This is a genomic window from Neoroseomonas eburnea, assembly GCF_018129005.1.
In the GTDB taxonomy this organism is placed as follows: Bacteria; Pseudomonadota; Alphaproteobacteria; order Acetobacterales; family Acetobacteraceae; genus Neoroseomonas; species Neoroseomonas eburnea.
The window spans coordinates 1-22295 of sequence record NZ_JAAEDL010000016.1; the positions used below are offsets into that span (position 1 = coordinate 1).

Genomic DNA, 22295 nt, shown 5'->3' on the forward strand with positions numbered 1-22295 from the left:
CCCGCCAGCGGCGGGGCGTCCGATCTGCACGCCACAACCCTCCGCAGATCATCAGCACCTTGACCTGAACCCCTCATGTGAGGCCGCGATGGGCGCGGCCCGATCGACAGACAGGAGACAGTCATGGCGACCATCGGCACCTTCACCCGCACCGGCGACGGCTTCACCGGCACGGTCTCGACGCTCACCCTCGACGCCAAGGTCCAGGTCCGGCCGGCCGAGAAGAGCAGCGACAAGGCCCCCGACTTCCGCATCTTCGCCGGCCGCGCCGAGATCGGGGCGGCGTGGAAGAAGACCTCGAACGAGGGCCGCGACTACCTCTCGGTCAAGCTCGACGACCCCTCCCTGCCGGCGCCGATCCTGGCGAACCTCTTCGAGATGGAGGGCGGCGAGTTCGAGCTGATCTGGTCGCGCCCCAACGGCAACCGCAGCAGGGAGTGAACGGCCAACGGCGCCCCGCCCGAGAGGGCGGGGCGCCTCCCTCCCAACAAAGCCGCGATACCGCCAGTCCGAATCGCCGGATCGTGCTATCCGATCCCTGAGAGCGCCGCCCAGCGTGCCCGTGTCGACACACGGTTCGCCCCCTCCAGCGGCCCGCTGGGACATCATGGCGACGATCTTCTTTTCTTACTCCCACGCCGACGAGGCACTGCGCGACCAGCTCGAGAAACACTTGTCTGCGCTAACCCGAATAATTCATGAGGGTGGACGGAACACGCGGACGGCGGACGGGCGCTCCTGGAGCGGAGACGCGGTCGCGCGCGATCGGCGCCGCCTCTGCAGGCTGCCTGTGGGTGCGGATCGCGGTGCTGGAGGGTTGCGGTTCCGGGGCTCGATCGGGGCGTCCGCCCCGTTGCTCAGCAGGCGAGGCGCGGCAGACGTTCGAGCACGAGGCGCAGGATGGCCTTGTCGGGACAGGCGCTCGGCAGGTGCAGCATGACGCGGGTCTTCAGTGCGACGACACGGGTGGCCAGCTTCACCAGGCGAAGCCGCAGGGTGTCGAATTGCGCGACCCGCCAGGTCGAGCGCTTCGGCATCAGGCTGCGCAGCGACCACAGCAGCCAGTAGGCGCCGGTGTGCAGTATCAGGCGGAACTGGTTGGCATCGGCGCGGCAGCAGGAGGTGCGGTCAGCGGCGAGATGGCGCTTCCAGGCCTTGATGTGATTCTCGGCCTGACCGCGCCGGCAATAGACGTTCTCGTAGATCACGCGTGCGGTCCCGTCCGTGAGGTTGGTGACGACGAAGCGCGTGTCGGTGCCCTGCGCGCCGGCCTCGACGCGGGCGATGAGGCGCTCGACGCGGCTCCAGCTCGCGGCGCTATCGTGGAATTCCTTGTAGCGCCGCAGCTTGTCACCGCTCGGCGCACTGGCGTAGCGGCTGGCGGTGCTGGCTTCCAGCGTCTCGACATGCCGGCGCAGCGTCGTGGTGGTGGCGACGCCGAGCACGAAGTCGATCCGCGCTGCGCGGCAGAAATCCAGCACTTCCGGTGCGCAGTAATGGCTGTCGGCACGGATCAGGATCTCGACGCGCGGCCAGTGACTGCGGATCTCGTGCACCAGGCGGCGGAGGAAGGCGCGCGCCACGGTGCCGGTTGGGCGCTTGGCCGGGCGCAGCATGGCGGCGACGGGTCGGCCATCTGCGTCGAAGACGACGATCGGCTGGAAGCCGTATTCGTCGTAGTAGGCGTTGAACAGACGCAACTGCTGCCCGCCATGGACGGCGTCGAAGGTGTCGTCGATGTCGAGCGTGATGCGGCGCGGCACCTGGCGGAAGCTCGCGCAGTAGAGCGCCACCATGGCGCGCGCCATGCGGATGAGCGCGCGCGGCCCCGGCGTGTTCTCGAGACGCGACAGCGTCGGCTGCGAGCAGAGCGCGGCCTCATCAGGCAGTCGCCCATTGGCGAGCTTGAACAGCGGGTCGTGGCGCAGGCTGTCGGCGTCGTTGCCGTCCTCGTAGCCGGCAGCGATCATCAGCAGGCGGAAGCGCAGCATGTCGGCGAGGCTGTGCTGGATGCGTTCGGGCGCGCGCGGATCGTCGATGCACGCAGCGAGGCGCTGGGCTACGCCGAGACGCGCCTCAACCTCACGCAGCGCCAGCAGGCCGCCATCGGAGGAGAGCGAGCCGCCGTCGAAGCGGGCAAGGATCGGCTTGCCTGCGACCGGTGACACACCCGGCAGGGGCAGCGTAGCGTGTGCGTCGGCGGGCATGGTGTCCGGAAACGGCGGGGTTCTGGGTTCGCAGCCGAATCCTATGGCTGTTCAACGGCTTGCACCATGCCCGCCAGCCATGATGAATTTTCCGGGCTAAAGCACGAGGGCCTGGTCGAAACCTGGCACGATCGGCGCATCCCAGCCGGCGATGTTTTGGACGACGCGATCAGTACAGAACTTGAGCGCGCCGATGTCATCCTGCTTCTTGTGAGCGCGGATTTCCTCGCTTCGAGATACTGCTTCGACATCGAGATGCGCCGCGCGATGGAGCGACATGCCGCAAGAGAGGCGCGGGTCGTCCCTGTCATCCTGCGTCCTTGCGACTGGCACGGCACGCCGTTCGGCAAGCTCGCTGCAACACCGGATGACGGAAAGCCAGTCCGGTCGTTCGCCGATATGGACGAAGGCTTTCTCCAGGTTGTGCGCGCCATCCGGCGGGCCCTGCAAGCCAGCGCCCCGACTGCGCCGCCGGCGCCGCCGAGCCGGACGGCTACCAAGCCGCACCCACAACAGCCCGTTCGCCCGGCACCCAGGTCCAGCAATCTTGGCTTGCCGCGACGATTCACCGATATCGATCGTGACCGCTTCCGTGACGAAACCTTCGAGTTCTTTGCCGCCTTCTTCGAAAACTCCTTGAATGAGTTGGCGCAGCGACACCCCGACGTTCAGGCGCGCTTCAAGCGCATTGATGCTGAAGCGTTCACGGCGGCGCTGTACCGCGACGGAAAGAAGAAGGCGTCCTGCCACATCTTCCTTGGAAAGCTGCCGGACGGAATTGCCTATTCGTCGTCAGAAAGCCAAGCTCGCAACAGCTACAACGAAATCCTCAACGTCGAAGCTGACGAACACGGCCTGTTCTGGCGTCCGATCGGCATGAACATTCGCAATCAGGATGCGGCACGTCTCATGCCGCAGGCTGCTGCCGAGGCGTACTGGGAGCTCTTCCTGCGCGATATGCGGCGGTGACGAGGGCAGGACGCCCATCGGTAACATGAAAGGCAGCGCATGCGTTTCTGGCCGCCCGTGACTCTCCGTCCCATCGAGGAACTCTCGCCAGGCGACGCATTCCTATTGGTCGACCTGCCATCACCCGCCGTGGGCTTCTGCGCGCAGGAAGCTGCCGGCGGAGCCATGGCGGACGGCGCGCTACTCGTCCTGCTGAACAGCAGCGCAGATGGCTTACCCGAGTTTGTTTGGCCGCATGCGCTTCAGGCGTCGTCCGTCCTCTCGTTCGGCGCCGCTGTCCGCTTCCACTTCGACCCGACAAGTCCTCGCGTCCGGCTCGCAGCGTCAGGCGGTAGCTGCGAGGGCTGCCTGATCGTCCGCAGGTCCGGCGTCGTCCTGCGCGTGCCTCAACGGCGCGGGGGCATGCGGTTGGGGTCGCGCGATGTCGACATCTCATCCGGCAAGATCACCGCCGGCGGGACGGGAAGTGGGGATGTCGCGATCACGGACTGGGACCTGCGGCTGTCGCCCGCCGACCCTGGCGGACAGCCAATCGTCCTGTTCCGGTTTGGAGCGACGACCTGAGCCGCGTTTCGGCTGTGGTGCTGGCGATTGGCCACTGCGTCCCCTAGCCTGGGCGGGACAGCAACAGTAGCCGAGGTTCCCCGCGCGTGCCCGTCATGACGCTCGCCGACGCCGTTTCCCGCTTCGGTGCCTCGCTGAAGGCCAAGCTCTCCGGCAATGCCGCCGTCGGTGCGCCCGAAGACCAGCTTCGCGCGCCCCTGGAGACGCTGATCACCGACCTCGCGGCGATCCTGCTGTTCAAGGGCGGGGATGTCGTTGCCATTGGCGAAACCACGCTTTCCTCCCTCAAGACCCGGCCCGACTACGCGGTGCGGGCCCGCAACGCCCTCGTCGGCTTCATCGAGGTCAAGGCCCCTGGCAAGGGTGCCGACCCGCGCCGCTTCAAGGACGAGCACGACCGGGACCAGTGGGCCAAGCTCAAGTCGCTCCCGAACCTCATTTACACCGACGGCAACGCCTTCTCTCTCTGGCGCGATGGCGCGCTTCAGGGCGAGATCGTGCGGCTGTCTGGCGACGTGGAAACCGCCGGCGCGGAGCTCACAGCCCCCGACGCGCTGACCCGCCTGTTCGGCGACTTCCTGCGGTGGGAACCGATCCCGCCGACCAATGCGCGCGCTCGCCGCGCTCAGCGCCGGCCTGTGCCGCCTGCTGCGCGACGAGGTCACCGAGCAACTTGAGCAGAAGGTTCCCGCGCTAACCGGTCTCGCCGAGGATTGGCGCCGGCTGCTGTTCCCCGAAGCGAGTGACGAGGACTTCGCCGACGGCTACGCGCAGGCCGTCACCTTCGGGCTACTGATGGCGCGCGCGCAGGGCATCGTGCTCGCCGATGGCCTGGACCGCGTCGCCCGGGCGCTGGCCAAGACCAACACGGTGATCGGCAGCGCCTTCCGCGTGCTGACCGACGATGTCGATGGCCAGGAAGCACTGAAGACGTCGCTCGGCACCCTCACGCGCGTGCTTGATGCCGTAGATTGGGCCGCCATCGGCAAGGGCGACCCCGAGGCCTGGCTGTATTTCTACGAGCACTTCCTGGAGGCCTACGACAACGACCTGCGCAAGCTCACCGGGTCCTACTACACGCCGCCCGAGGTGGTCACCGCCATGGTGCGCCTGGTGGATGACGTGTTGCGTGACCCGGCGCGCTTCGGGCAGCCGGAGGGCCTCGCCTCGAACGAGGTCACGCTGGCGGACCCGGCCGTCGGCACGGGCACGTACCTGCTCGGCGTCCTGCGGCGCATCGCCGAGACCGCGCGGGCCGACGGCGCCGGCACGGTGCCGGGTGTCATCCGCGCCGCGCTGAAGCGCATCATCGGCTTCGAGTTGCAGTTTGGCCCCTTCGCCGTGGCGCAGCTGCGCCTGCTGGCCGAGGTCGCCGACCTGCTCAAGGTGAAGGGCACAGTGCCGTCCGACGTGCACCTGCGCCTGTATGTCACCGACACCCTCGGCAATCCCTATGCCGATGAGGAATACATCCCGCAGATCCTGAAGCCGCTCGCCGAATCCCGGCGCGAGGCCAACAAGGTGAAGCGCGCGGAGCCGATTACCGTCGTCATCGGCAATTCGCCCTACAAGGAAAAGGCCAAGGGCCGCGGCGGATGGGTCGAGGCCGGCAGCGCGAACGCGAAGGACCCCGCGCCGCTCGCGCGCTGGATGCCGCCGCCGGAATGGGGCGTCGGCGCGCATTCGAAGCATCTGCGCAACTTCTATGTCTATTTCTGGCGCTGGGCGACGTGGAAGGTGTTCGGCGATGCGGCGGCTGCGCCGCAGGCGCGAGAAGACCGGCGCGGGATCGTGTGCTTCATCACCGTGGCGGGGTTTCTCAACGGGCCAGGCTTCCAGGCGATGCGCGCCGATCTTCGCCGCACGGCGGATGAGATCTGGGTGGTGGACTGCTCGCCGGAGGGGCATCAGCCCGCCGTCGCCTCGCGCATCTTCCAGGGCGTGCAGCAGCCCGTGTGCATCGTGCTGGTGGCGCGGACCGGCAAGGCCGATGCGAAGAAGCCCGCCCGTGTGCGGTATCGCGCGCTGCCCGTCGGGCGGCGGGAGGAGAAGTTCGCGGCGCTGGCGCAGCTCACCCTGGACGGTGCCGATTGGACCGAGTGCCCGGAGGAGGAGCGTGCGGCCTTCTTGCCTGCCGCGACCGGCGGATGGGCAACGTATCCGGCGCTCGATGCGCTGTTTGACTACAGCGGCTCGGGCGTCATGCCGGGGCGAACCTGGGTAATCGCGGCGGATCGCTGGTCACTGGAAGAACGCTGGAAGCGCCTCGTGGCCGAGCGGGATCCGGACCGGAAGGAAGTGCTGTTTCATCCGCACCTGTGCGACGAAAAGCTCGGCGACAAGCACTCAGGCAAGATCGTGGAGGAGGGCCTGCCCGGCCACGTTCATCGCACAATACCTGTAGCGAAGGATAAGGGAGCAGTGGTCACGCCGTCCCTCTACGGGTTCCGATCCTTCGATCGCCAGTGGGTCATCCCTGACGCGCGCTTGTTGAATCAACCGAACCCGACCCTGTGGCGCACTCATTCGGCGAAGCAGATCTATCTCACCGCGCCACATGACCGCACGCCGAGCGGTGGTCCAGCAGTGACCTTCTGCTCGCTCATCCCCGATTTGCACCATTACAATGGTCGTGGTGGTCGCGCCTTTCCCTTGTGGGCTGACAGCGCTGCGGCAACGCCGAACATCCCTGCCACGGTGCTGGCCGCGCTCTCCTCCGCCCTCAGCGCGCCGGTCTCCGCGCCCGACCTCTTCGCCTATATCGCCGCCGTGGCCGCGCACCCCGCCTATGTCGCGCGCTTCGCGACCGACCTGGTGCAGCCCGGCCTGCGCATCCCGCTCACCGCCGACGCCGCGCTGTTTGCCGAGGCCGCTCGGCTTGGCCGGCGCGTCATCTGGCTGCACAGCTTCGGCGAGCGCTTCGTCGATGCGTCCGAGGGCCGTCCCGCCGGCGCGCCGCGCCTGCCCACCGCGGAGCGTCCGACCATCCCGGAAGCCGGCGCCATCCCGACCGACCCCGCTGCGATGCCGGACGCGATCCGCTACGACGCCGCCACTCGCCGACTGCATGTCGGCCAGGGCAATGTGGACAACGTCGCGCCGGCGGTCTGGGCCTACGAGGTCTCCGGCAAGCAGGTGTTGACGCAGTGGTTCAGCTACCGCGGTCGCGACCGATCGCGCCCGATCATCGGCGACCGCCGCAAGCCCTCGCCGCTCGGCGACATCCAGCCGCCCGGCTGGCTGCCGGAATACACGGCGGAACTGCTCAACGTGCTGAACGTGCTTGGCGGCCTGGTTTCGCTGGAGACCGCGCAGGCCGACCTCCTGGAGCGCATCTGCAGCGGCCCGACGCTGCCCGCTTCGGCGCTGCAGACCGCGGTTCCGGCGGATGCGACGAAGGCCCCCGCCGCACGTCGCGGTCGCCGCCGCGTCGCGGCGCAGGGCGATCTGTTGGGCGGCAGCGACCCCTGACGCGCTGGCGGCGCGCCGCTCAGCCGTTGCGCTGCGCGTTGCGCCAGGCCGTCCAGTCGACGATGCCGTGGTCGCGCACGGCCTCGACCGCCTCAGGTCCGGCGACGCCGCAGAACACCACCAGGTTGGGATGGACGGAGCGCGCGCTCGGCACGAACAGGCCGTCGCGGCCGTGGAAATGCGCGGCCTCGGCGATCTCCTGCGTGCGCGGATATTCGAGCTGCCGTTCGCTGTAGGACAACTGGCCGAACGCGTTGGTCTTGAGGCCCAGGCTCGCGAGCACCTCCAGCGAGGCGATGCGCACGCAGGCATCGAGCGTGACGCGAAGCTCGTGCAGGCCGTAGCGTACCTGGGACGGCATCACCGGCTGGCCGCGGCTGAGATGGAAGAACATTTCGGCCCGCGCGCCATCCGCATGCGTCGAGGTGTAGAGAACCTCGAAGCTGCGATCGTCCCAACGACCGCCTACCGCGCTGCACTGCGTCGGGTCGCGCCCTTCGCGCACGACACGCCACACAGGGCCGCTCCAGGCCTCCCGCGGCAAAGCTTCGACGGCGTCGAGCAGATGGTTGTCGCGGGGGGAGCGAGCCGCGGCCATGCGTCAGAGATACACGTCCGAGTCCAGCCGATCGAGGATGCGCAGGATCTCCTCGGACCGGTTCTGGTTGATCAGGTCAATGGCGCGCTGGCCGTCGAGCTGCGGATGGCGCGCATAGAGCCAGGTGCGGATTTCGTCAGCGCTGTAGTACTCGGTCAGCCGCTGGACGATGAAGTGCAGGTCGGACAGCACCAGCTGTGTGTCCGGCTGCGGTTTGACGGTGCCGGCCTTCCAGCGAGAGACGGTGGCCTTGGAGACATCGGCGATATTGGCGATGTCGGTGCCGGACAGGCCGCCGAGCGTGTTCAGATCCTCGATGTAGCGGGGCATCGCCCCTGAGCGTGCGTTCATGGCTTCCCTGTCGCCGACTTGGGTACGCCTCCACTTCGAAGGGCGGCCACGCGCGCGCGTGGCACGTCGTTGCCACGGGTCTCGTGAATTGTTTCCAAGGTCGTGCGTATCTTCTCGGTCGTCCGGCTGTGGTCCGCAAGCCGTTTCATCAGGGCTTCCGGGTCGACGTTGTGGCGCGCCGCTTCAGCGGCGTCCGGCCGCAGAGCCTTGATCTCACGCGCCGTCCTGTCCGCCTTCGCCATGGGACCGTCGTGGCCGAGGAAAAACGTCTCGCGCCGAAGGTCCGGCACGGCCTCCAGCCTCGCGATGCTGCTGAAGAACTGCCGCGCCGCATGCCCCCGCGGATCAGCGACCATGCTGTCGTATCCATGCTTGCAGCACGCGCGATCAGCGCACCCGCAGATGCGGCGGCCATTCTTCGCGCTGGCGAGCACGTCGAGCTCGGCGCGTGTGAGCGTGCGGTTGAGGCCGGGTATAGAAACCCGGGCGGCGCGGCCGAACTTCGCGTCGTCGGTCCGCGGTTTGGCGGGTTTGTGCCAGTCGCCCGTATCGAAGCGCTCGCGTTCGCCGATGCCCTGCGCGATTCCGGAGACCACGCCGAACGCCAATGCAGCCTGGCCAGGCAGCCCGCCCAGATGATCGGCGATCACGGGCTTGCCGAGATTGTGCAGCCCTGCCACGGCCGAGAGGTAGCGGCTCATCTGCAAGGGGCCGGCATCTGCGCCCAAACCCACGACGCGCAGCCAGACGTGGTCGATGGGTAGCCTGCCAAGCATCGCAACCAGCAATCCCCGCTGGCTCGGGTCGTTCAGCATCGCGCTCGGAACGATCAATGGGTAGTCGATCGGAATGGCCTGGCCGCCCTCGCGGTCAAGCGCCGTTCGCAGGGCAAGGCACGCGTCGGAATCGACGCTCATCCAGTCGCGGAACCCCGGGTCACCGAGATGATGCGCTGGCGACAAGACACCGGTGACGCCGGACGACACCGCCAAACGGGCAATTTGGCCAATGACGTCGGTCGACGCGTCCGGCCGGAAATGATCGGGACCAAGCGGGCCGGCACCTTCTGGCAGTGCCCACGGTGCACCCCGAGCCCGCCCGGCATGCTTCCCGATGCTTGCGAGTTCGGCCACCTCGGTATCCAGGACGATCTCGCCACCAGCGTCTCGGACCGCGGCAATGAGCTCTCGCTGATGACGCAGGCGGGAAGCTTCCACGACCAGCCGGCGGGCCGGCAGATGGCCTGCCGCATGCAGATCCGCCAGCTTCCGATGGGCCTCACCGACCCAGAGATACGTCGCGATGGGCGACGACGGGGCCGAGGCGGGCTTCGGGAAAGGGAGAATCTGAGCAGCCAAGGCACACCCCACACATCGGTGTTTCAAGAATACCTATTCCTGAAACACCGATGCGTCAAGCGGGCCTAGGTCGCGGTGCGTCGCCTTAAATGTTGGGGCGTCACGGGCACTTAGGTGCGGTCATTGTCTTTCCTGAGCGACCCCCTCGGCGAAGCGGTGCGGCCGCGCCGCTTTCGCCGTCCGGCGCGACGAGCGCGACGTGACTGACACCCAGGGCGGACGCCAACTCGAAGAGTGTGACGATGGTCGGGTTACGGCGGCCGCGTTCCAGGCTGCTGAGGTACTGCTGGCTGAACCCGGACCGCTCGGCAAACGCCTCCTGCGTCAGGCCCTTCTCCAGCCTGATCCGACGCACCTTCCTCCCCACCAGCCGGCGCATATCCATGCCGGCACGGTCGGGTCGTTACATACTTTGAGTTTATCTTCTATAGTGTGTAAATCGCGCGCCCGTGCTCCCATGTAACGCCCCGGCTGGCGCTCGCGGCCCGGATGGGTGACTCTGCGGTGACAGCGCGATGAGACGCCGGCAGAGGGGGGCGCCCGCATGACCGCCGCGAGGATCCTCGAGACCCCACCCGACGAACCGGGCGTCACGCCCTATGATCTGGCCCACAAGATCCTCTACCTGCGCTTGCTCGATGCCGCCGCCGAGGGCGCCGACTGGAGGGAGGTCACGCGCATCGTCCTCGGCGTCGACCCCGACCACGACCCCGACCAGGCACGGCGAATCCACGACAGCCATCTCGCTCGCGCCCGCTGGATGACCGAGGCCGGCTACCGCGACCTGCTGCGGCAGGGCTCGACCAACTGACCGGCGTTGCGCCGACGGCAACACCTGTTGCCCGACGCGCGCCTCGACAACACACCGAATCGTCGCATCTCTCGGCATGCTGCGCGCGGAGCGTGTGCTCCGCCCCATGCCGGAGCCTTGCCATGCCGTCGCGAGACTGGCGGTCGGCGGCCGCCTACGCAGAGCTGGAGAACGCCTCGGCGCGCGAGCTCGCCTGGGAGTTCCTCCGGCGCAACCCGCGCTACGTGCGCGACTGGGAACAGCTCGACGATACGCGGCCCGATGACGCCGCCGACGCCGTCGCCGAGCGTTGGGGGTTGCGATTTCCCGGCCGACCCGGCGCTCGACGCGCGCGCCGCGGGCGTCGTCTGGATGCCGGCGCTCTGCGTCGCCACCGTGGCGCTCTCGGCCTTGCCGCCGTCCTTCTCGTCACCCTCTCCGGCTGCCCTACCGTCTGTGAGATCGCCGCGCCAGGCGAGTGACGGGCTGCACGGCGAGGTCAGCGCGGCGTCGATGCCAGTCTGGATCGTGCGCGGCGCGGCGCCGAACAGCCATCTCGGCGCCCTGATCCCCTTCGATGACGCCCTTCCGCTGCGCCTCGCTGCCGTGCTGCGCCTCTGGCACGCACTCCAGGGCAGGGCGCAGCCTGACGTCGGCCTGACAGCGCTGCAGCGCGGGCGCCTTGTCCTGGCGCTCCGCGCCCATGACGGGCACCGGGACGGCCACAGCTACCGCGATATCGCCATCGGGCTGTTCGGCGCGGCGCGCGTGCCCCGCGGTGCTGCCTGGAAAACCCATGACCTCCGCGCACGCACCATGCGCCTGGTCGCCGATGCCATCGCGCTCCGCGACGGCGGCTATCGCGCCCTGCTGCGCGCCGGTCCGCGCGTGGACCTCACGCGCTAACTCGGCGGGGTACGCCCAGCCCGCTCGCGCCTTCGTACTCCCCCGACGCTGCCCCGCTTCGCCAGCCTCCGATGCGACCGCCGCGCCCCATGCGCGGCATCCGACAGCATCACCGGAGGCTCCCGATGCCAGACCCGAATGCCGGCCTGCCGCCGCGCTATCTGCGAACGCCCGAGGCCGCGCGCTTCCTCGGCCTGTCCGGCCGCACCCTCGAGAAGCACCGGACCTACGGCACCGGCCCGCGCTACTCAAAGCTCGGCGGTCGGGTCGTATATGCGGTGACCGACCTCCAGGCCTGGGTCAACCGCGGCACCAAGGCATCAACAAGCGACGACATGGGCGAGACCGTGCTGCCGGCCAAGCGTCACGCAGCCATCTCGCCGGCCTATGCCGGCGCGGCACGGCGCTGAGTGCACCCCGCCGATGCGCCGCGATACCACGCCCAGCGAACGACTACGGCTCAGCCAGTTCGACGCCCTGCCGGACGAGGGACCGCCGCGCCGTGACCAGCGCGACCTGATGGAGCGGCCGTTCTTCTCGCTGGCAAAAGGCCGCCGCGTTGCGCCGATCCTCTACCGCGCCGGGGACATCGAGGTGCAGGTCCATGCCGTCCCTGAGCATGGCATGGCCACCATCTGGGACGCCGACGTGCTGATCTGGGCCGGCTCGCAGATCGTCGAGGCCGCCGACCGGGGCCTCGCAGCCTCCCGGTTCATGCGCTTCGCGCCGCACCAGCTGCTGACCGCCATCGGGCGCGGCACCGGCCAGCACCAATACCTGCTGCTGAAGGCCGCCCTCGGCCGGCTCCAGTCCACCGTCATCCGCACCACGATCCGTCACGGCGCGCACTGGCGGCGCCAGCAATTCTCCTGGATCAACGAGTGGGAGGAGCGGGTCACCGCCTCGGGCCGCGCCGACGGCATGGAGTTCGTGCTGCCGGACTGGTTCTACCGCGGAGTCCTCGACCGCCAGCTGCTGCTGACCATCGACCCGGCGTACTTCCGCCTGTCGGGTGGCATCGAGCGCTGGCTCTACCGGGTTGCGCGCAAGCACGCCGGGCATCAGCCGTCCGGCTGGGCATTCGAGTTCCGGCACCTGCACGCCAAGTCCGGCAGTCTGGCGCGCTTCGCCGACTTCGCGCTCGACCTCCGCCGGATTGCCGCCCGTCAGAGTCTGCCCGGCTATCGCCTTGCCATCCGGCGCGATGCCGGCGGCACCGAACTCCTGCGCATCACCCCGTGCAGCCGGCACGCAGGCTCTGTGGATAACTTGCGCAGGCCTGTGGAACCGCACGGCAGATCAGGCGCAGGAGATTCGGCAGATCAGGCGCAACCGACACGGCAGATCAGGCGCACGAACCACCCACAAACCATTGCCGCACAAGCGGAATTCTGGCCCGTAAAGACTCTAATTGAGTCTAATTCTAATGAAGGTAGGCCCAGTCCGGTCGGCGGAAAACACGACCGGGACGGGGAGCGGGAGGCGGCGCCGTGACGGCGCTGACCCGCGTCGAGCTGCTGTGGATCGAGGGCCGCGTCGAGCGCTGGATCCGCTTCGGGCGGATCGCCGAGGAGACGATCCTCGACCGCCGCCGCCGCGTCGTCGCCTTCGCCGCGGGCGAGATCTTCGCTTTCGTGCGGTGGGCCTCGAACGGCTACGGCACCATCGTCAGCCGCATCGGCATCCTGCGCGCGGTCGCGCCCGGCGAGGCCTTCAGCACGATCGGCTTTGTCGAGCCGGGGGCGGAGATCCTGCTGCGCATCTCCGGCTGGCCGAAGGTCAACGAGGTGCTGCGCGCGATCGACGCGGTCGAGCAGACCGGCTTCGCGCCGGAGGATGCCTGCCCGGACCACTGGCGGCACGTGATGAACCGCCTCGCGGCCGGCGAGAAGCCGCGCGCCTACACGCGCGAGCGACACCGCGCCTGGCTGCTGCGCCGGAGGATCGACGCATGACGGCGCGGCGGAGACGGCGCGCGGCGCCCGTCGCGGTCATGCTCGCCGGGCTGGGGCTGATTGCTGTTCCAGCGGTCGCGGGGTGGCAGCCGCGCATCATCTGGAACGCATCGGCGAGCGTGCCGCTCGGCCTCTACATCGCGGCACCGGCCGCCAATATCGCGCTGGGCGACCTCGTCCTCGTCCGCCCGCCGGAGACGCTGGCGGCGTTCCTCGCCGAGCGAGGCTATGTCGCGCGCGGCGTGCCGCTGCTGAAGCACGTCGCCGCCCTGCCGCCGCAGGTGGTGTGCGCAGAAGGCCACACAATCACGGTCGACGGCGCGACGGTTGCCCACCGTCGCACGGCTGACCGCCTGGGCCGCTCGCTGCCGACCTGGCACGGCTGCCACACGCTGGAATCCGGTGAGGTCTTCCTCCTCAACGCGACCGAACCGGACAGCCTCGACGGCCGCTACTTCGGGCCCCTCCCGCGCACGAGCATCGTCGCCCGGCTGCGTCCTGTCTGGATCACGGGGCGCGGACCATGAGCGCGATGACCCCGTTTCACGCGCACCAATCGACGACGCGCAATGCTAAGGCGGAGCGTGCTGGACGGCACGCTTTCTCCCTCCCGTCCCGGTCGTGGCTCTGCATCGCCGCCGCACTGGTGCTGATCAGCCTGCCGCCGTCCAGGTCGGCGGCGCAGACGATCTATGCTCCCGAGATCGCTGCCGCATCGCAGCGCTTCGGCATTCCGGAAGCGTGGATCCGAGCAGTGTTGCGCGCGGAGAGCGCCGGCGATCGGCGCGCCGTGTCGCATCGCGGCGCCATGGGGCTGATGCAGGTGATGCCGGCGACCTGGGCGGACCTGCGCGCGCAGCACGGCCTCAGCGCCGATCCATTCGTGCCGCAGGACAACATCCTGGCTGGCACGGCCTATCTGCGCGAGATGCTGGATCGCTTCGGGTCGGTGCCGCTGATGCTCGCGGCCTACAACGCGGGGCCGCGTCGGGTGGACGCGCATCTCGCCACGGGCCAGCCGCTGCCGGCGGAAACGCGCGCCTATGTCGCAGCCCTCGCGCCGCTACTCACCGGTGACGCCGGCACCGCTGCGGTTGGCCAGGTTGCCGTGCGTTCCGCGCGCAACGCTGACGGCATCTTCGTGCGGCTCGGCGGTGACGATATTGCACCGACGCGGTCGATCTTCGTGCCGGTTGGCGGTGCGACGATCGCTGCCGATACACCAGCCGCGCAGCCATTCGTCGGCCGTTCCCGAGCAGCCGAGGCGCACGATGCCGAAGGTCCCGAAGGCCATCGCGGCTCCATCTTCGCCATCCGCCGCAGCTCAGGCGGTGAACAATGAGCGATGACTTTGGGACGCAAGGCATGGCGCGCCCCTGCAATCGCACCGCTGTCGCACCGGCGCGCATGCTCGGGTGCTTCTGTCGTGCTGCCGGCTACCCCAGGACCCACCACCAGAGCGACGGAGGCGGAGGATCCGGGAACCCCGACCGCAGATTGCCAGATAAAAGCAGGACTGGCGGTCGGTCGTATGTATCTGATCAAGCACGGGAATTCGTGCCGCGCGCCGAAGTGGCGGCTGGCGCTCGCTACCGAAAGCCAAGGCAAATCAAAGGTCTCAGCGCCAGCCGCCTCCGGGCCCAAGTGGATCAGCACCAATGACGGCCCGCGACGACGACTTGCATGTTCGACCTGGCCGTATCGGCGATACGCGTGCGCCGACACGGCGCGCGCGGAGCTTCGTGGGCCAGGTCATGCGCGCCGTCCGAAAGGCCGGCCACACGGGCCCCGGCTTTGGTGGCGGCGCAAGAGGTGTGGGCCGCTCGCGCTTCGGGCGGGGCCGCGCCGCTGCAGCGCAGGCCGCGCTCCGCTCGCCCTCGCGACGCGTTGTGGTCAAGGCGCGCGTCGTGCGACATCAGGGCACGCGCTTCCGGTCCGCCTCCCTCGCCACGCACATAGGTTACCTCCAGCGCGACGGGGTGACGTGCGACGGCGCCAAGGCGCGGCTCTTCGACACAGGCTCCGACAACACCGACGGGCGGGCCTTCGCGGAGCGCTGCGCTGATGACCGGCACCACTTCCGCTTCATCGTCAGCCCGGAGGACGCGCCCACGCTCACGGACCTCAAGACCTGGACGCGTGACCTGATGCGCCAGGCCGAGCAGGACCTGGGCAGCAGTCTCGACTGGGTCGCGGTCGATCACTGGAACACCGACAACCCCCACGTCCATGTCCTTGTGCGGGGCCGGGCCGAGGATGGCAGCGACCTGGTGATCTCGCGCGACTACATCTCGCGCGGCTTCCGCGGCCGCGCCGAGGCGCTGGTCGAGCTGGAACTCGGGCCGCGGACCGACAAGGAGATCCGCAGCGCGCTCGAGGCCGAGGTCGGCGCCGAGCGCTGGACCGGTCTCGACCGCGCGCTGCGCGCCGCCGCCGATGAGGGCGGCGGCATCCTGGACCTGCGCCCCGCCGGCGCGGACGCCGCCGAACCGGAGCTCCGTCGGCTGATGATCGGACGGGCGCAGACGCTGGAGCGGTTCGGGCTCGCCGAACGCCATGGGCCCGCGGTCTGGACGCTCAGGCCCGGCATGGAGGAGACGCTGCGCGACCTCGGCACCCGCGGCGACATTATCAGGACCATGCATCGCGCCATGCAGGATCTCGGAGCCGAGCGCGCCGCCGGTGACTTCGCCATCCATGGCGAACGGCCCGAGCCGATCATCGGCCGCCTCGTCGAGCGCGGCATCGGCGACGAGCTCAAGGGCAGTGCCTACGCTATCATCGACGGCATCGATGGCCGCGTGCATCACCTCCGCTTCGCGGATATCGACGCGACAGGCGACGGGCACCCGGGCGCTATCGTCGAACTCCGCCGCTATCAGGATGCCGGCGGGCGGGAGCGCAGCGCCCTCGCCGTGCGATCGGACCTGCCGGTCGAGGCCCAGGTCACCGCCAACGGCGCGACCTGGCTGGACCGGCGCTTGCTGGACCGAGAGGCGCTGCCGCTGGCCGGGCAGGGCTTCGGCGCGGAAGTCGAGGGCGCGCTCGCTCGACGCACCGAGCATCTCGTCGCAGCCGGTCTCGCGCGCAGGCAGGGTCAGCGTGTGGTCTTCGCACGCGATCTGCTCAACACGCTGCGCCAACGCGAACTGGAGGCGGTTGCCGCGCGGGTGACGGCCGAGACGGGGAGGCCGTGGCGGCCGGCGCGGGAGGGGGACAGCGTCGCCGGGACCTTCACCCGGCGCCTCGACCTGGCCTCGGGGCGCTTCGCGATGCTCGACGACGGGCTCGGCTTCCAGCTGGTGCCGTGGAAGCCGGCGATGGAGCGGCAGCGGGGACTGGCCCTGGCGGGGAGCATTGCGCCTGGCGGCGGTCTCGAGCTTACGCCCGCGCGCAAGCGGAGCCTCAGCCTCTGACCGGATGCCGCGCCGCCGTATCGGCCCGGAAGGGGGGCCGCCGTTTCGCGCGATGCGCTCGCCGCGGGTACGATGCTGGACTGTGACTGCTTGAACGCGACCGCGTCGACCGCGCACGTCTCGCGGCATGGTCCCCGCGCCCCTCACCCAGCCATGACCGCCACCAAGATCCTCTGGGGCCAGGTGTTGGTCGTCTTCCTGATCGTGCTCGCCGCGGTCTGGGGTGCGACGCAGTGGGTCGCCTGGCGCCTCGGCTACCAGCCGCAGCTCGGCCAGCCCATGGACATCTGGGCGGGTGTGCCGGTCTACCCGCCGCCTGCCTTCTTTCTGTGGTGGTACTGGTACGACGCCTACGCGCCGCGGGTCTTCTACGAGGGCGCCGTCATCGCCGCGGCCGGTGGCTTCGCGGCGATCGGCATCGCCATCGGCATGTCCGTCTGGCGCGCTCGCGAGGCGCGAGACGTGACCACCTACGGCTCGGCCCGCTGGGCGACGGAGCGCGAAGTGCGGGACGCCGGTCTGCTTGCCCCCGATGGCGTCGTTCTCGGCTGGTTCGCGCAGCGCTATCTCCGGCATGACGGGCCGGAGCACGTGCTGTGCTTCGCGCCGACGCGCTCGGGCAAGGGCGTGGGCCTCGTCGTGCCCACGCTGTTGACCTGGCCGGGCTCGGCCATCGTCCACGACATCAAGGGCGAGAACTGGCAGCTCACCGCCGGCTGGCGGGCGCGCTTTGGCCGTGTGCTGCTGTTCGACCCGACCAACCCGGCGAGCGCCGCCTACAACCCGCTGCTCGAGGTCCGCCGCGGCGACAGCGAAGTGCGAGACGTACAGAACATCGCCGACATCCTGGTCGACCCCGAAGGCGCGCTGGAGCGCCGGAACCATTGGGAGAAGACCAGCCACTCCCTGCTGGTCGGCGCCATCCTCCACGTCCTCTACGCCGAGCAGGACAAGACGCTGGCCGGCGTCGCGGGCTTCCTCTCCGATCCGCGCCGCCCCATCGAGCGCACGCTGGCCGCGATGATGACGACGCCGCACCTCGGCGATCGGCCGCACCCCGTCGTCGCCTCCGCCGCACGCGAGCTGCTCAACAAATCGGACAACGAGCGCTCCGGCGTGCTCTCGACCGCGATGAGCTTCCTCGGCCTCTACCGCGATCCGGTCGTCGCGCAGGTCACGCGCCGGTGCGACTGGCGGATCGCCGACCTGGTCGAAGCGCGCGAGCCGGTCACGCTCTACCTCGTCGTCCCACCCTCTGACATCGTGCGGACCAAGCCGCTGGTGCGGCTCGTCCTGAACCAGATCGGCCGCCGACTGACGGAGGCGCTGGAGAACGAGCAGCGTCGCCATCGCCTGCTGCTGATGCTGGACGAATTTCCCGCTCTCGGTCGGCTTGATTTCTTCGAGAGCCAGCTCGCCTTCATGGCGGGCTACGGCATCCGATCCTTTCTCATCGCTCAGTCGCTGAACCAGATCGAGCGCGCGTACGGGCCGAACAACGCTATCCTCGACAACTGCCACGTCCGCGTCGCCTTCGCGACGAATGACGAGCGTACGGCCAAGCGCGTCTCCGATGCACTCGGCACGGCGACGGAGATCCGCGACAGCCGGAACTACGCGGGGCATCGCTTGTCGCCATGGCTAGGTCATCTGATGGTGTCGCGGCAGGAGACGGCACGGCCGCTGCTGACGCCAGGCGAGGTGATGCAGCTTCCGCCAACCGACGAGATCGTTCTGGTTTCCGGTTGCCCGCCGATCCGTGCGCGCAAGGCGCGGTACTACGAGGACTACCAGCTTCGCGCACGCGTCGTGCCGCCACCCTGCCCCACAGCGGCTGCACTGTCTGCGCCTCGTGCGGATGACTGGAGCGCGCTTAAGCCCGTCGTGCGGGAGGCAGCAACGTCCGCCGCCGCCACAACTGACGATGCCGACGGCGGCATCCGCCGGGAACCGACACTGCCTGAGCACGAGCGGGTCGCGCCTGAGCCAGGGCCACCACCCGAGAGGGAGTTCAGCTTCGTAGAGGACGATCAGGACGACGACGACGCGCGCACGCGCGCCCTCGCGGCGCGCGCACGCCGCGTGGCCCGCCAGGCGGCGCTCGATCCCGATGACGGCATTGCCCTCTGATCCGCATGCGCGCCAAAGCCACCTTCCGGCTGCCTCCCGATCTGATGCGCCGTCTCGCTGACTATGCGGCAAGGAAGCGCGTGAGCCAGGCCGTCGTGGTGGAGGCCGCACTCGAGAGCTACCTCTCCGCGGACGCTTCCGACCGGTTGGAGGCGGCCCTCGCGCGCCGGCTTGATCGCCTGTCGCGTGCGAGCGAACGGCTTGAACGGCACGTCACCATAGGGAACGAAGCGCTCGCGCTGTTCGTGAAGCACTGGCTCACTGCAACACCGCCGCTGCCCGACATAATGCCCGCTGCTGCAAGAGCGAAAGGTAAGGAGCGCTATGACGCATTCGTTGAGGCGCTTGGTCGTAGGCTGCAGAAAGGCCGCACACTCGCTGATGACATAGCGGCTGACGTGGCCGCGCCTGATAGTGAGCTGCACCCGGTTTCCTTGGACAGCCATCGTTCCGGCCAGAGACCGGCATGATGAAGTCCAGCATGAACCAGATCGAACACGATGAAGCGGCTGCAGGGTTTGCGGTAGCGAGGGCGGGCGCAGAACGTCCGCGCTATCCACAGGTCAGGTCGCCCCGCCGCGGCAGGGCGCACCGCGGTCAGGCCCGCTCGTTTTCGGCCAGCGTCCGGGCGTCGGGCGCAAGCGGAGGGTCGTGCTGCGGCGGCTGCGCGCCCGGATCGAGCACCCCGGCCCTTTGCGCCGCAGGCGGTCGCGGTGATGGGCGAAGCGATCTCGCAGCGGCCGGCCGGCGCTACGGCCTCGCGCTGTTCTGCCGGGTCTGGGAGGCGGCACGCTCCTCGCCCTATGCCGCCCTCCGGGGCCAGTGGCCGACGGCACCGCCGCCGCGGCCCGAGCCCCGCCCTGTCGGACGCGGCGCTGCTGGCGCCCATGCGCGCCGACCTCGCGCGTTCACCCTGGACCGCCTGGACCGGCGAGGGGCACCGCCCCAGGTCTGGACCCGGCTGCGGGCCATCGACAGCCTTCGGGTGTCGCGCAAGCGCGTGCTGCGGCCGATGCGCGAGCACGCCCTGCTCTCGCGCCACAGGGCCCGGCGATGGACCGATACTGCCACGCATGAGCGCTGCATAGGCACCGCGGCGCCGGTCGCGATGTGGGCGACCGTCGCGAGCCAGACCGCCATGGTCGCCGACGGCAAGGTCTGGCTGTTCGGCGTCGCTGAGCACCGGACGCCGAACTACCCGGCTGGCACCTGGCCAAGCGCGGCACCCGCTACGAGGCCATCCCGGCGGTCGGCATAGCGGCGCGCCAGTGGTTCGGCCGGCTCGGTTCCGGCGCCGCACGCGGCCTTGCGCCGATCCACGACCACGGCAGCAACTTCATGTCGGACGCCTTCCCGAAGCAGATCAGGTTCAGAGGCATGGTGCCGAGCCACCCCTTCGTCGCCCGCTACGACGCGGAGAGGCTGATCGAGAAGAACCGCCATCACAGCCCAGACGCCACGCGTGCCGCCCGGAATGAGCAGACCTTCAGTCACGCCGCATCAGGCGACCCATTGTCCAGAGAACCTGGTCCGGTACGGGAGGGCGACGGATTCGACCCATCCTGCCCGCCTCCCGGCAGCAATTCCTTGCAGCATGCCCGCACGGCTCCACTGCGGCTGGCGTGGCCCAGCACCGCGGCGATCTTGGCCAGATGACCGCGAACCGCGCCGCGCCTCAGGCCCGCAAACGCTTTCCCTCACGCTCGCCACCGCCCAGATCCGGAATGACACGGCGTGCGACCTCGCGCCTTGCCCTGAGGGCCGCGCATCGCGGATCCGCGACCACTGCGGAGCCGCCGCCATCGATCCGGCCGCCGCCCGGCCTCACGCATCGATCTCGGCGAGCCGCTTGTAGAGATAGGTCCGCGAGATGCCGAGCTCCGCCGCGACGCGCTTCTTGTTGCCGCGGTTGCGCTGCATCGCCTCGCGGATCTTCGTGCCTTCGAGCGCGGCCATGCTGTCCGCCAGGCGCGCGCCCTGCGGTTCCGCGGCCGGCCGCGGGCGCGCCGGGCCGGCGGCGACATCGGGGAAGGCGGCGGGCGTCAGCCGCTCGCCCTCGGCGAAGATCAGCGCGCGCTCGACCGCATGGCGCAGCTCGCGGACATTGCCGGGCCAGTCGGCCTGGCGCAGCAGCGCCTCCGCCGCCGGGTCGAGCTCGGGCTCGGGTCGCCGGTGGCGCTGCGCCAGCTCGTGCAGGAAGTGGCGGGCGAGCAGCGGGATGTCCTCGCGCCGCTCCGCAAGGCCCGGCACCTCGATCACCACCGGGCTGATGCGGTAGAACAGGTCGAGCCGGAAGCGCCGCTCGGCCACCATGCGCTTGAGGTCGCAATGGGTGGCCGAGACCAGGCGGAAATCCACCGGCAGCGGCGCCTCGCCGCCGACCCGCTCGACCGTCCCTTCCTGCACCACGCGTAGCAGCTTGGCCTGGGTCTCGGGCGGCATCTCGCCGATCTCGTCGAGCAGGATGGTGCCGCCGGCGGCCTGCTCGAAGCGGCCCTTCCGCCCCTTGCGGTCGGCGCCGGTGAAGGCGCCGGGCGCGTAGCCGAACAGCTCGCTTTCGACCAGGCTGGCCGGCAGCGCGGCGCCGTTGACCGCCACCAGCGCGGCGGCGCGGCGCGGGCTCAGCGCGTGCAGGGCGCGCGCCACCAACTCCTTGCCGGTGCCGCTCTCGCCATGGATCAGCACCGGCACGTCGAGCGGGGCGACCTTGGCGATGTCGCGCTTGAGGCGGCGGATCGCCGCGCTCTCGCCGACGATGTCGTCGAGGCTGCCGACCGCGTCGCCGCGCAGCGCCGCGGCCTTGCGGCGGTAGAAATCCACCTCGCGCTGCAGCGCGTTGACGTGGCGGGCCAGCGCCTCGACCTGCTGCGGCCCCTTGAACATCACCCGCCCGATGGCGCCGACCACGCGGCCGTCGCGCGTGATGGGGATGCGCGAGACCACGCGCTCGGCCCCGCGCATGCGCTGGATCTCGCCGACTTCCGGCCGCCCGGTCGCGAGCACACGGTCGAGCCGGGTGTTCTCGATCACCTCGCGCACCGGGCGGCCGATGCCGCCGCCGCGGTCGAGGCCGAAGAACGCCTCATGCACGGGCGAGATGTAGGCGACCCGCGCCTGGTCATCCACCACGGTCATGGCATCGAAGGGGTCGGTGACGACGTGCTCGATGATGTCCCAGGCGACGTCCACCGCGGCGACGAACTCCAGCACCGCATCGCCCGGCGGCTCGCTGAACACGACCAGGTCGGCGCCGTCCAGCGGCATCAGCAGCACCAGGAAGCGACCGCGCGGGGTGGCCAGGGTGGCGAGCCGGCGCCCCCGCAGCGCCGCCATCCATGCCGGGTCGGCGAGGCAGGCCGCCACCTCGGGCGAGCGCGCGAGGCCATGGGCGGCGATCCTTCCGCCATGCTCGACGATGGCGGCGCCGCATCCCGGCGACGCGACCGGCTGCGTTCGTGGCATGGCGTTTCTTCCCCGCATGAGTGTCCTTGCCATGGACACTAGGCCGGCGCGACTGTCCGCGCCAAGGGCCGGGGCGGCGGCGCGATGGCGGGCCTCCGCCGGGCCGGGGCGCTGGCAC

22 protein-coding genes are annotated in these 22295 nt (G+C 69.7%); 16 read left to right on the top strand and 6 right to left on the bottom strand.

Annotated elements, in window-relative coordinates; all coding sequences use genetic code 11:
• Positions 1-123: 123 nt before the first annotated feature.
• A complete protein-coding gene (locus tag GXW74_RS16250; RefSeq protein WP_149536470.1) occupies positions 124-441 on the top strand; it encodes a DUF736 domain-containing protein in 318 nt (105 codons plus the stop codon).
• A gap of 416 nt (positions 442-857) precedes the next feature.
• Here the strand turns inward: GXW74_RS16250 and GXW74_RS16255 are convergent, their stop codons facing one another.
• The gene (locus GXW74_RS16255) at positions 858-2207 is read right to left on the bottom strand and encodes an IS1380 family transposase (RefSeq protein ID WP_211847582.1); all 1350 of its coding nucleotides are present in this window, start codon (positions 2205-2207) and stop codon (positions 858-860) included.
• A gap of 66 nt (positions 2208-2273) precedes the next feature.
• Between GXW74_RS16255 and GXW74_RS16260 the strand changes: the two genes are divergently transcribed.
• The 4 genes from GXW74_RS16260 (at position 2274) to GXW74_RS16275 (ending at position 7211) form a co-directional block, all read left to right on the top strand.
• Positions 2274-3176 (top strand): toll/interleukin-1 receptor domain-containing protein, encoded by a 903-nt coding sequence (locus GXW74_RS16260; RefSeq protein ID WP_211847583.1) that lies wholly within the window; start codon positions 2274-2276, stop codon positions 3174-3176.
• 39 nt (positions 3177-3215) lie between these two features.
• Entirely contained in the window at positions 3216-3740 is a 525-nt protein-coding gene (locus GXW74_RS16265; RefSeq protein WP_211847584.1) for a hypothetical protein, read from the top strand.
• 95 nt (positions 3741-3835) lie between these two features.
• Positions 3836-4417 carry a hypothetical protein gene (locus GXW74_RS16270; protein ID WP_211847585.1) on the top strand — a complete coding sequence of 194 codons (582 nt, stop codon included), beginning with the start codon at positions 3836-3838 and terminating at the stop codon, positions 4415-4417.
• Positions 4347-7211, top strand: a complete 2865-nt coding sequence (locus tag GXW74_RS16275; protein WP_211847586.1) for a type ISP restriction/modification enzyme — start codon at positions 4347-4349, stop codon at positions 7209-7211. Before GXW74_RS16270 ends, GXW74_RS16275 begins: the two co-directional genes overlap by 71 nt.
• Before the next feature lie 19 nt (positions 7212-7230).
• Here the strand turns inward: GXW74_RS16275 and GXW74_RS16280 are convergent, their stop codons facing one another.
• The 4 genes from GXW74_RS16280 to GXW74_RS16295 form a co-directional block, all read right to left on the bottom strand.
• A complete protein-coding gene (locus GXW74_RS16280) occupies positions 7231-7809 on the bottom strand; it encodes an RES family NAD+ phosphorylase (protein WP_211847587.1) in 579 nt (192 codons plus the stop codon).
• Between the two features lie 3 nt (positions 7810-7812).
• Positions 7813-8160, bottom strand: a complete 348-nt coding sequence (locus GXW74_RS16285) for a DUF2384 domain-containing protein (protein WP_211847588.1) — start codon at positions 8158-8160, stop codon at positions 7813-7815.
• Entirely contained in the window at positions 8157-9518 is a 1362-nt protein-coding gene (locus GXW74_RS16290) for a hypothetical protein (protein ID WP_211847589.1), read from the bottom strand. The genes GXW74_RS16285 and GXW74_RS16290 overlap by 4 nt, the downstream gene beginning before the upstream one ends.
• A gap of 100 nt (positions 9519-9618) precedes the next feature.
• Positions 9619-9903: a helix-turn-helix domain-containing protein gene (locus tag GXW74_RS16295; RefSeq protein WP_211847590.1), complete on the bottom strand. Its 285-nt coding sequence runs from the start codon at positions 9901-9903 to the stop codon at positions 9619-9621.
• A 159-nt stretch (positions 9904-10062) separates the two neighbouring features.
• Between GXW74_RS16295 and GXW74_RS16300 the strand changes: the two genes are divergently transcribed.
• The 11 genes from GXW74_RS16300 to GXW74_RS16350 all read left to right on the top strand — a co-directional run bounded on the left by GXW74_RS16300 (position 10063) and on the right by GXW74_RS16350 (position 19185).
• Entirely contained in the window at positions 10063-10329 is a 267-nt protein-coding gene (locus tag GXW74_RS16300) for a DNA -binding domain-containing protein (protein WP_211847591.1), read from the top strand.
• 122 nt (positions 10330-10451) lie between these two features.
• The gene (locus tag GXW74_RS16305; protein WP_211847592.1) at positions 10452-10790 is read left to right on the top strand and encodes a transcriptional regulator domain-containing protein; all 339 of its coding nucleotides are present in this window, start codon (positions 10452-10454) and stop codon (positions 10788-10790) included.
• A 31-nt stretch (positions 10791-10821) separates the two neighbouring features.
• Entirely contained in the window at positions 10822-11214 is a 393-nt protein-coding gene (locus tag GXW74_RS16310) for a DUF2285 domain-containing protein (RefSeq protein WP_211847593.1), read from the top strand.
• Between the two features lie 125 nt (positions 11215-11339).
• A complete protein-coding gene (locus GXW74_RS16315) occupies positions 11340-11624 on the top strand; it encodes a helix-turn-helix transcriptional regulator (RefSeq protein WP_211847594.1) in 285 nt (94 codons plus the stop codon).
• 13 nt (positions 11625-11637) lie between these two features.
• Positions 11638-12708 (top strand): replication initiator protein A, encoded by a 1071-nt coding sequence (locus GXW74_RS16320; RefSeq protein ID WP_211847595.1) that lies wholly within the window; start codon positions 11638-11640, stop codon positions 12706-12708.
• Positions 12705-13169 carry a DUF2840 domain-containing protein gene (locus GXW74_RS16325; RefSeq protein WP_211847596.1) on the top strand — a complete coding sequence of 155 codons (465 nt, stop codon included), beginning with the start codon at positions 12705-12707 and terminating at the stop codon, positions 13167-13169. The genes GXW74_RS16320 and GXW74_RS16325 overlap by 4 nt, the downstream gene beginning before the upstream one ends.
• Positions 13166-13696, top strand: coding sequence for a S26 family signal peptidase (locus GXW74_RS16330; RefSeq protein ID WP_246523498.1), 531 nt, complete (start codon positions 13166-13168; stop codon positions 13694-13696). Before GXW74_RS16325 ends, GXW74_RS16330 begins: the two co-directional genes overlap by 4 nt.
• On the top strand, positions 13693-14511 hold the full coding sequence (locus GXW74_RS16335) for a lytic transglycosylase domain-containing protein (protein ID WP_246523499.1): 819 nt from the start codon (positions 13693-13695) through the stop codon (positions 14509-14511). The genes GXW74_RS16330 and GXW74_RS16335 overlap by 4 nt, the downstream gene beginning before the upstream one ends.
• Before the next feature lie 316 nt (positions 14512-14827).
• On the top strand, positions 14828-16585 hold the full coding sequence (locus GXW74_RS16340) for a relaxase/mobilization nuclease domain-containing protein (protein WP_211847597.1): 1758 nt from the start codon (positions 14828-14830) through the stop codon (positions 16583-16585).
• A gap of 153 nt (positions 16586-16738) precedes the next feature.
• Positions 16739-18715 carry a conjugal transfer protein TraG gene (locus GXW74_RS16345; protein WP_211847598.1) on the top strand — a complete coding sequence of 659 codons (1977 nt, stop codon included), beginning with the start codon at positions 16739-16741 and terminating at the stop codon, positions 18713-18715.
• Between the two features lie 5 nt (positions 18716-18720).
• Positions 18721-19185 (top strand): ribbon-helix-helix domain-containing protein, encoded by a 465-nt coding sequence (locus GXW74_RS16350; protein ID WP_211847599.1) that lies wholly within the window; start codon positions 18721-18723, stop codon positions 19183-19185.
• Positions 19186-20539: 1354 nt separating this feature from the next.
• Here the strand turns inward: GXW74_RS16350 and GXW74_RS16355 are convergent.
• On the bottom strand, positions 20540-22177 hold the full coding sequence (locus tag GXW74_RS16355; protein WP_211847600.1) for a sigma-54 interaction domain-containing protein: 1638 nt from the start codon (positions 22175-22177) through the stop codon (positions 20540-20542).
• Positions 22178-22295 lie beyond the last annotated feature (118 nt).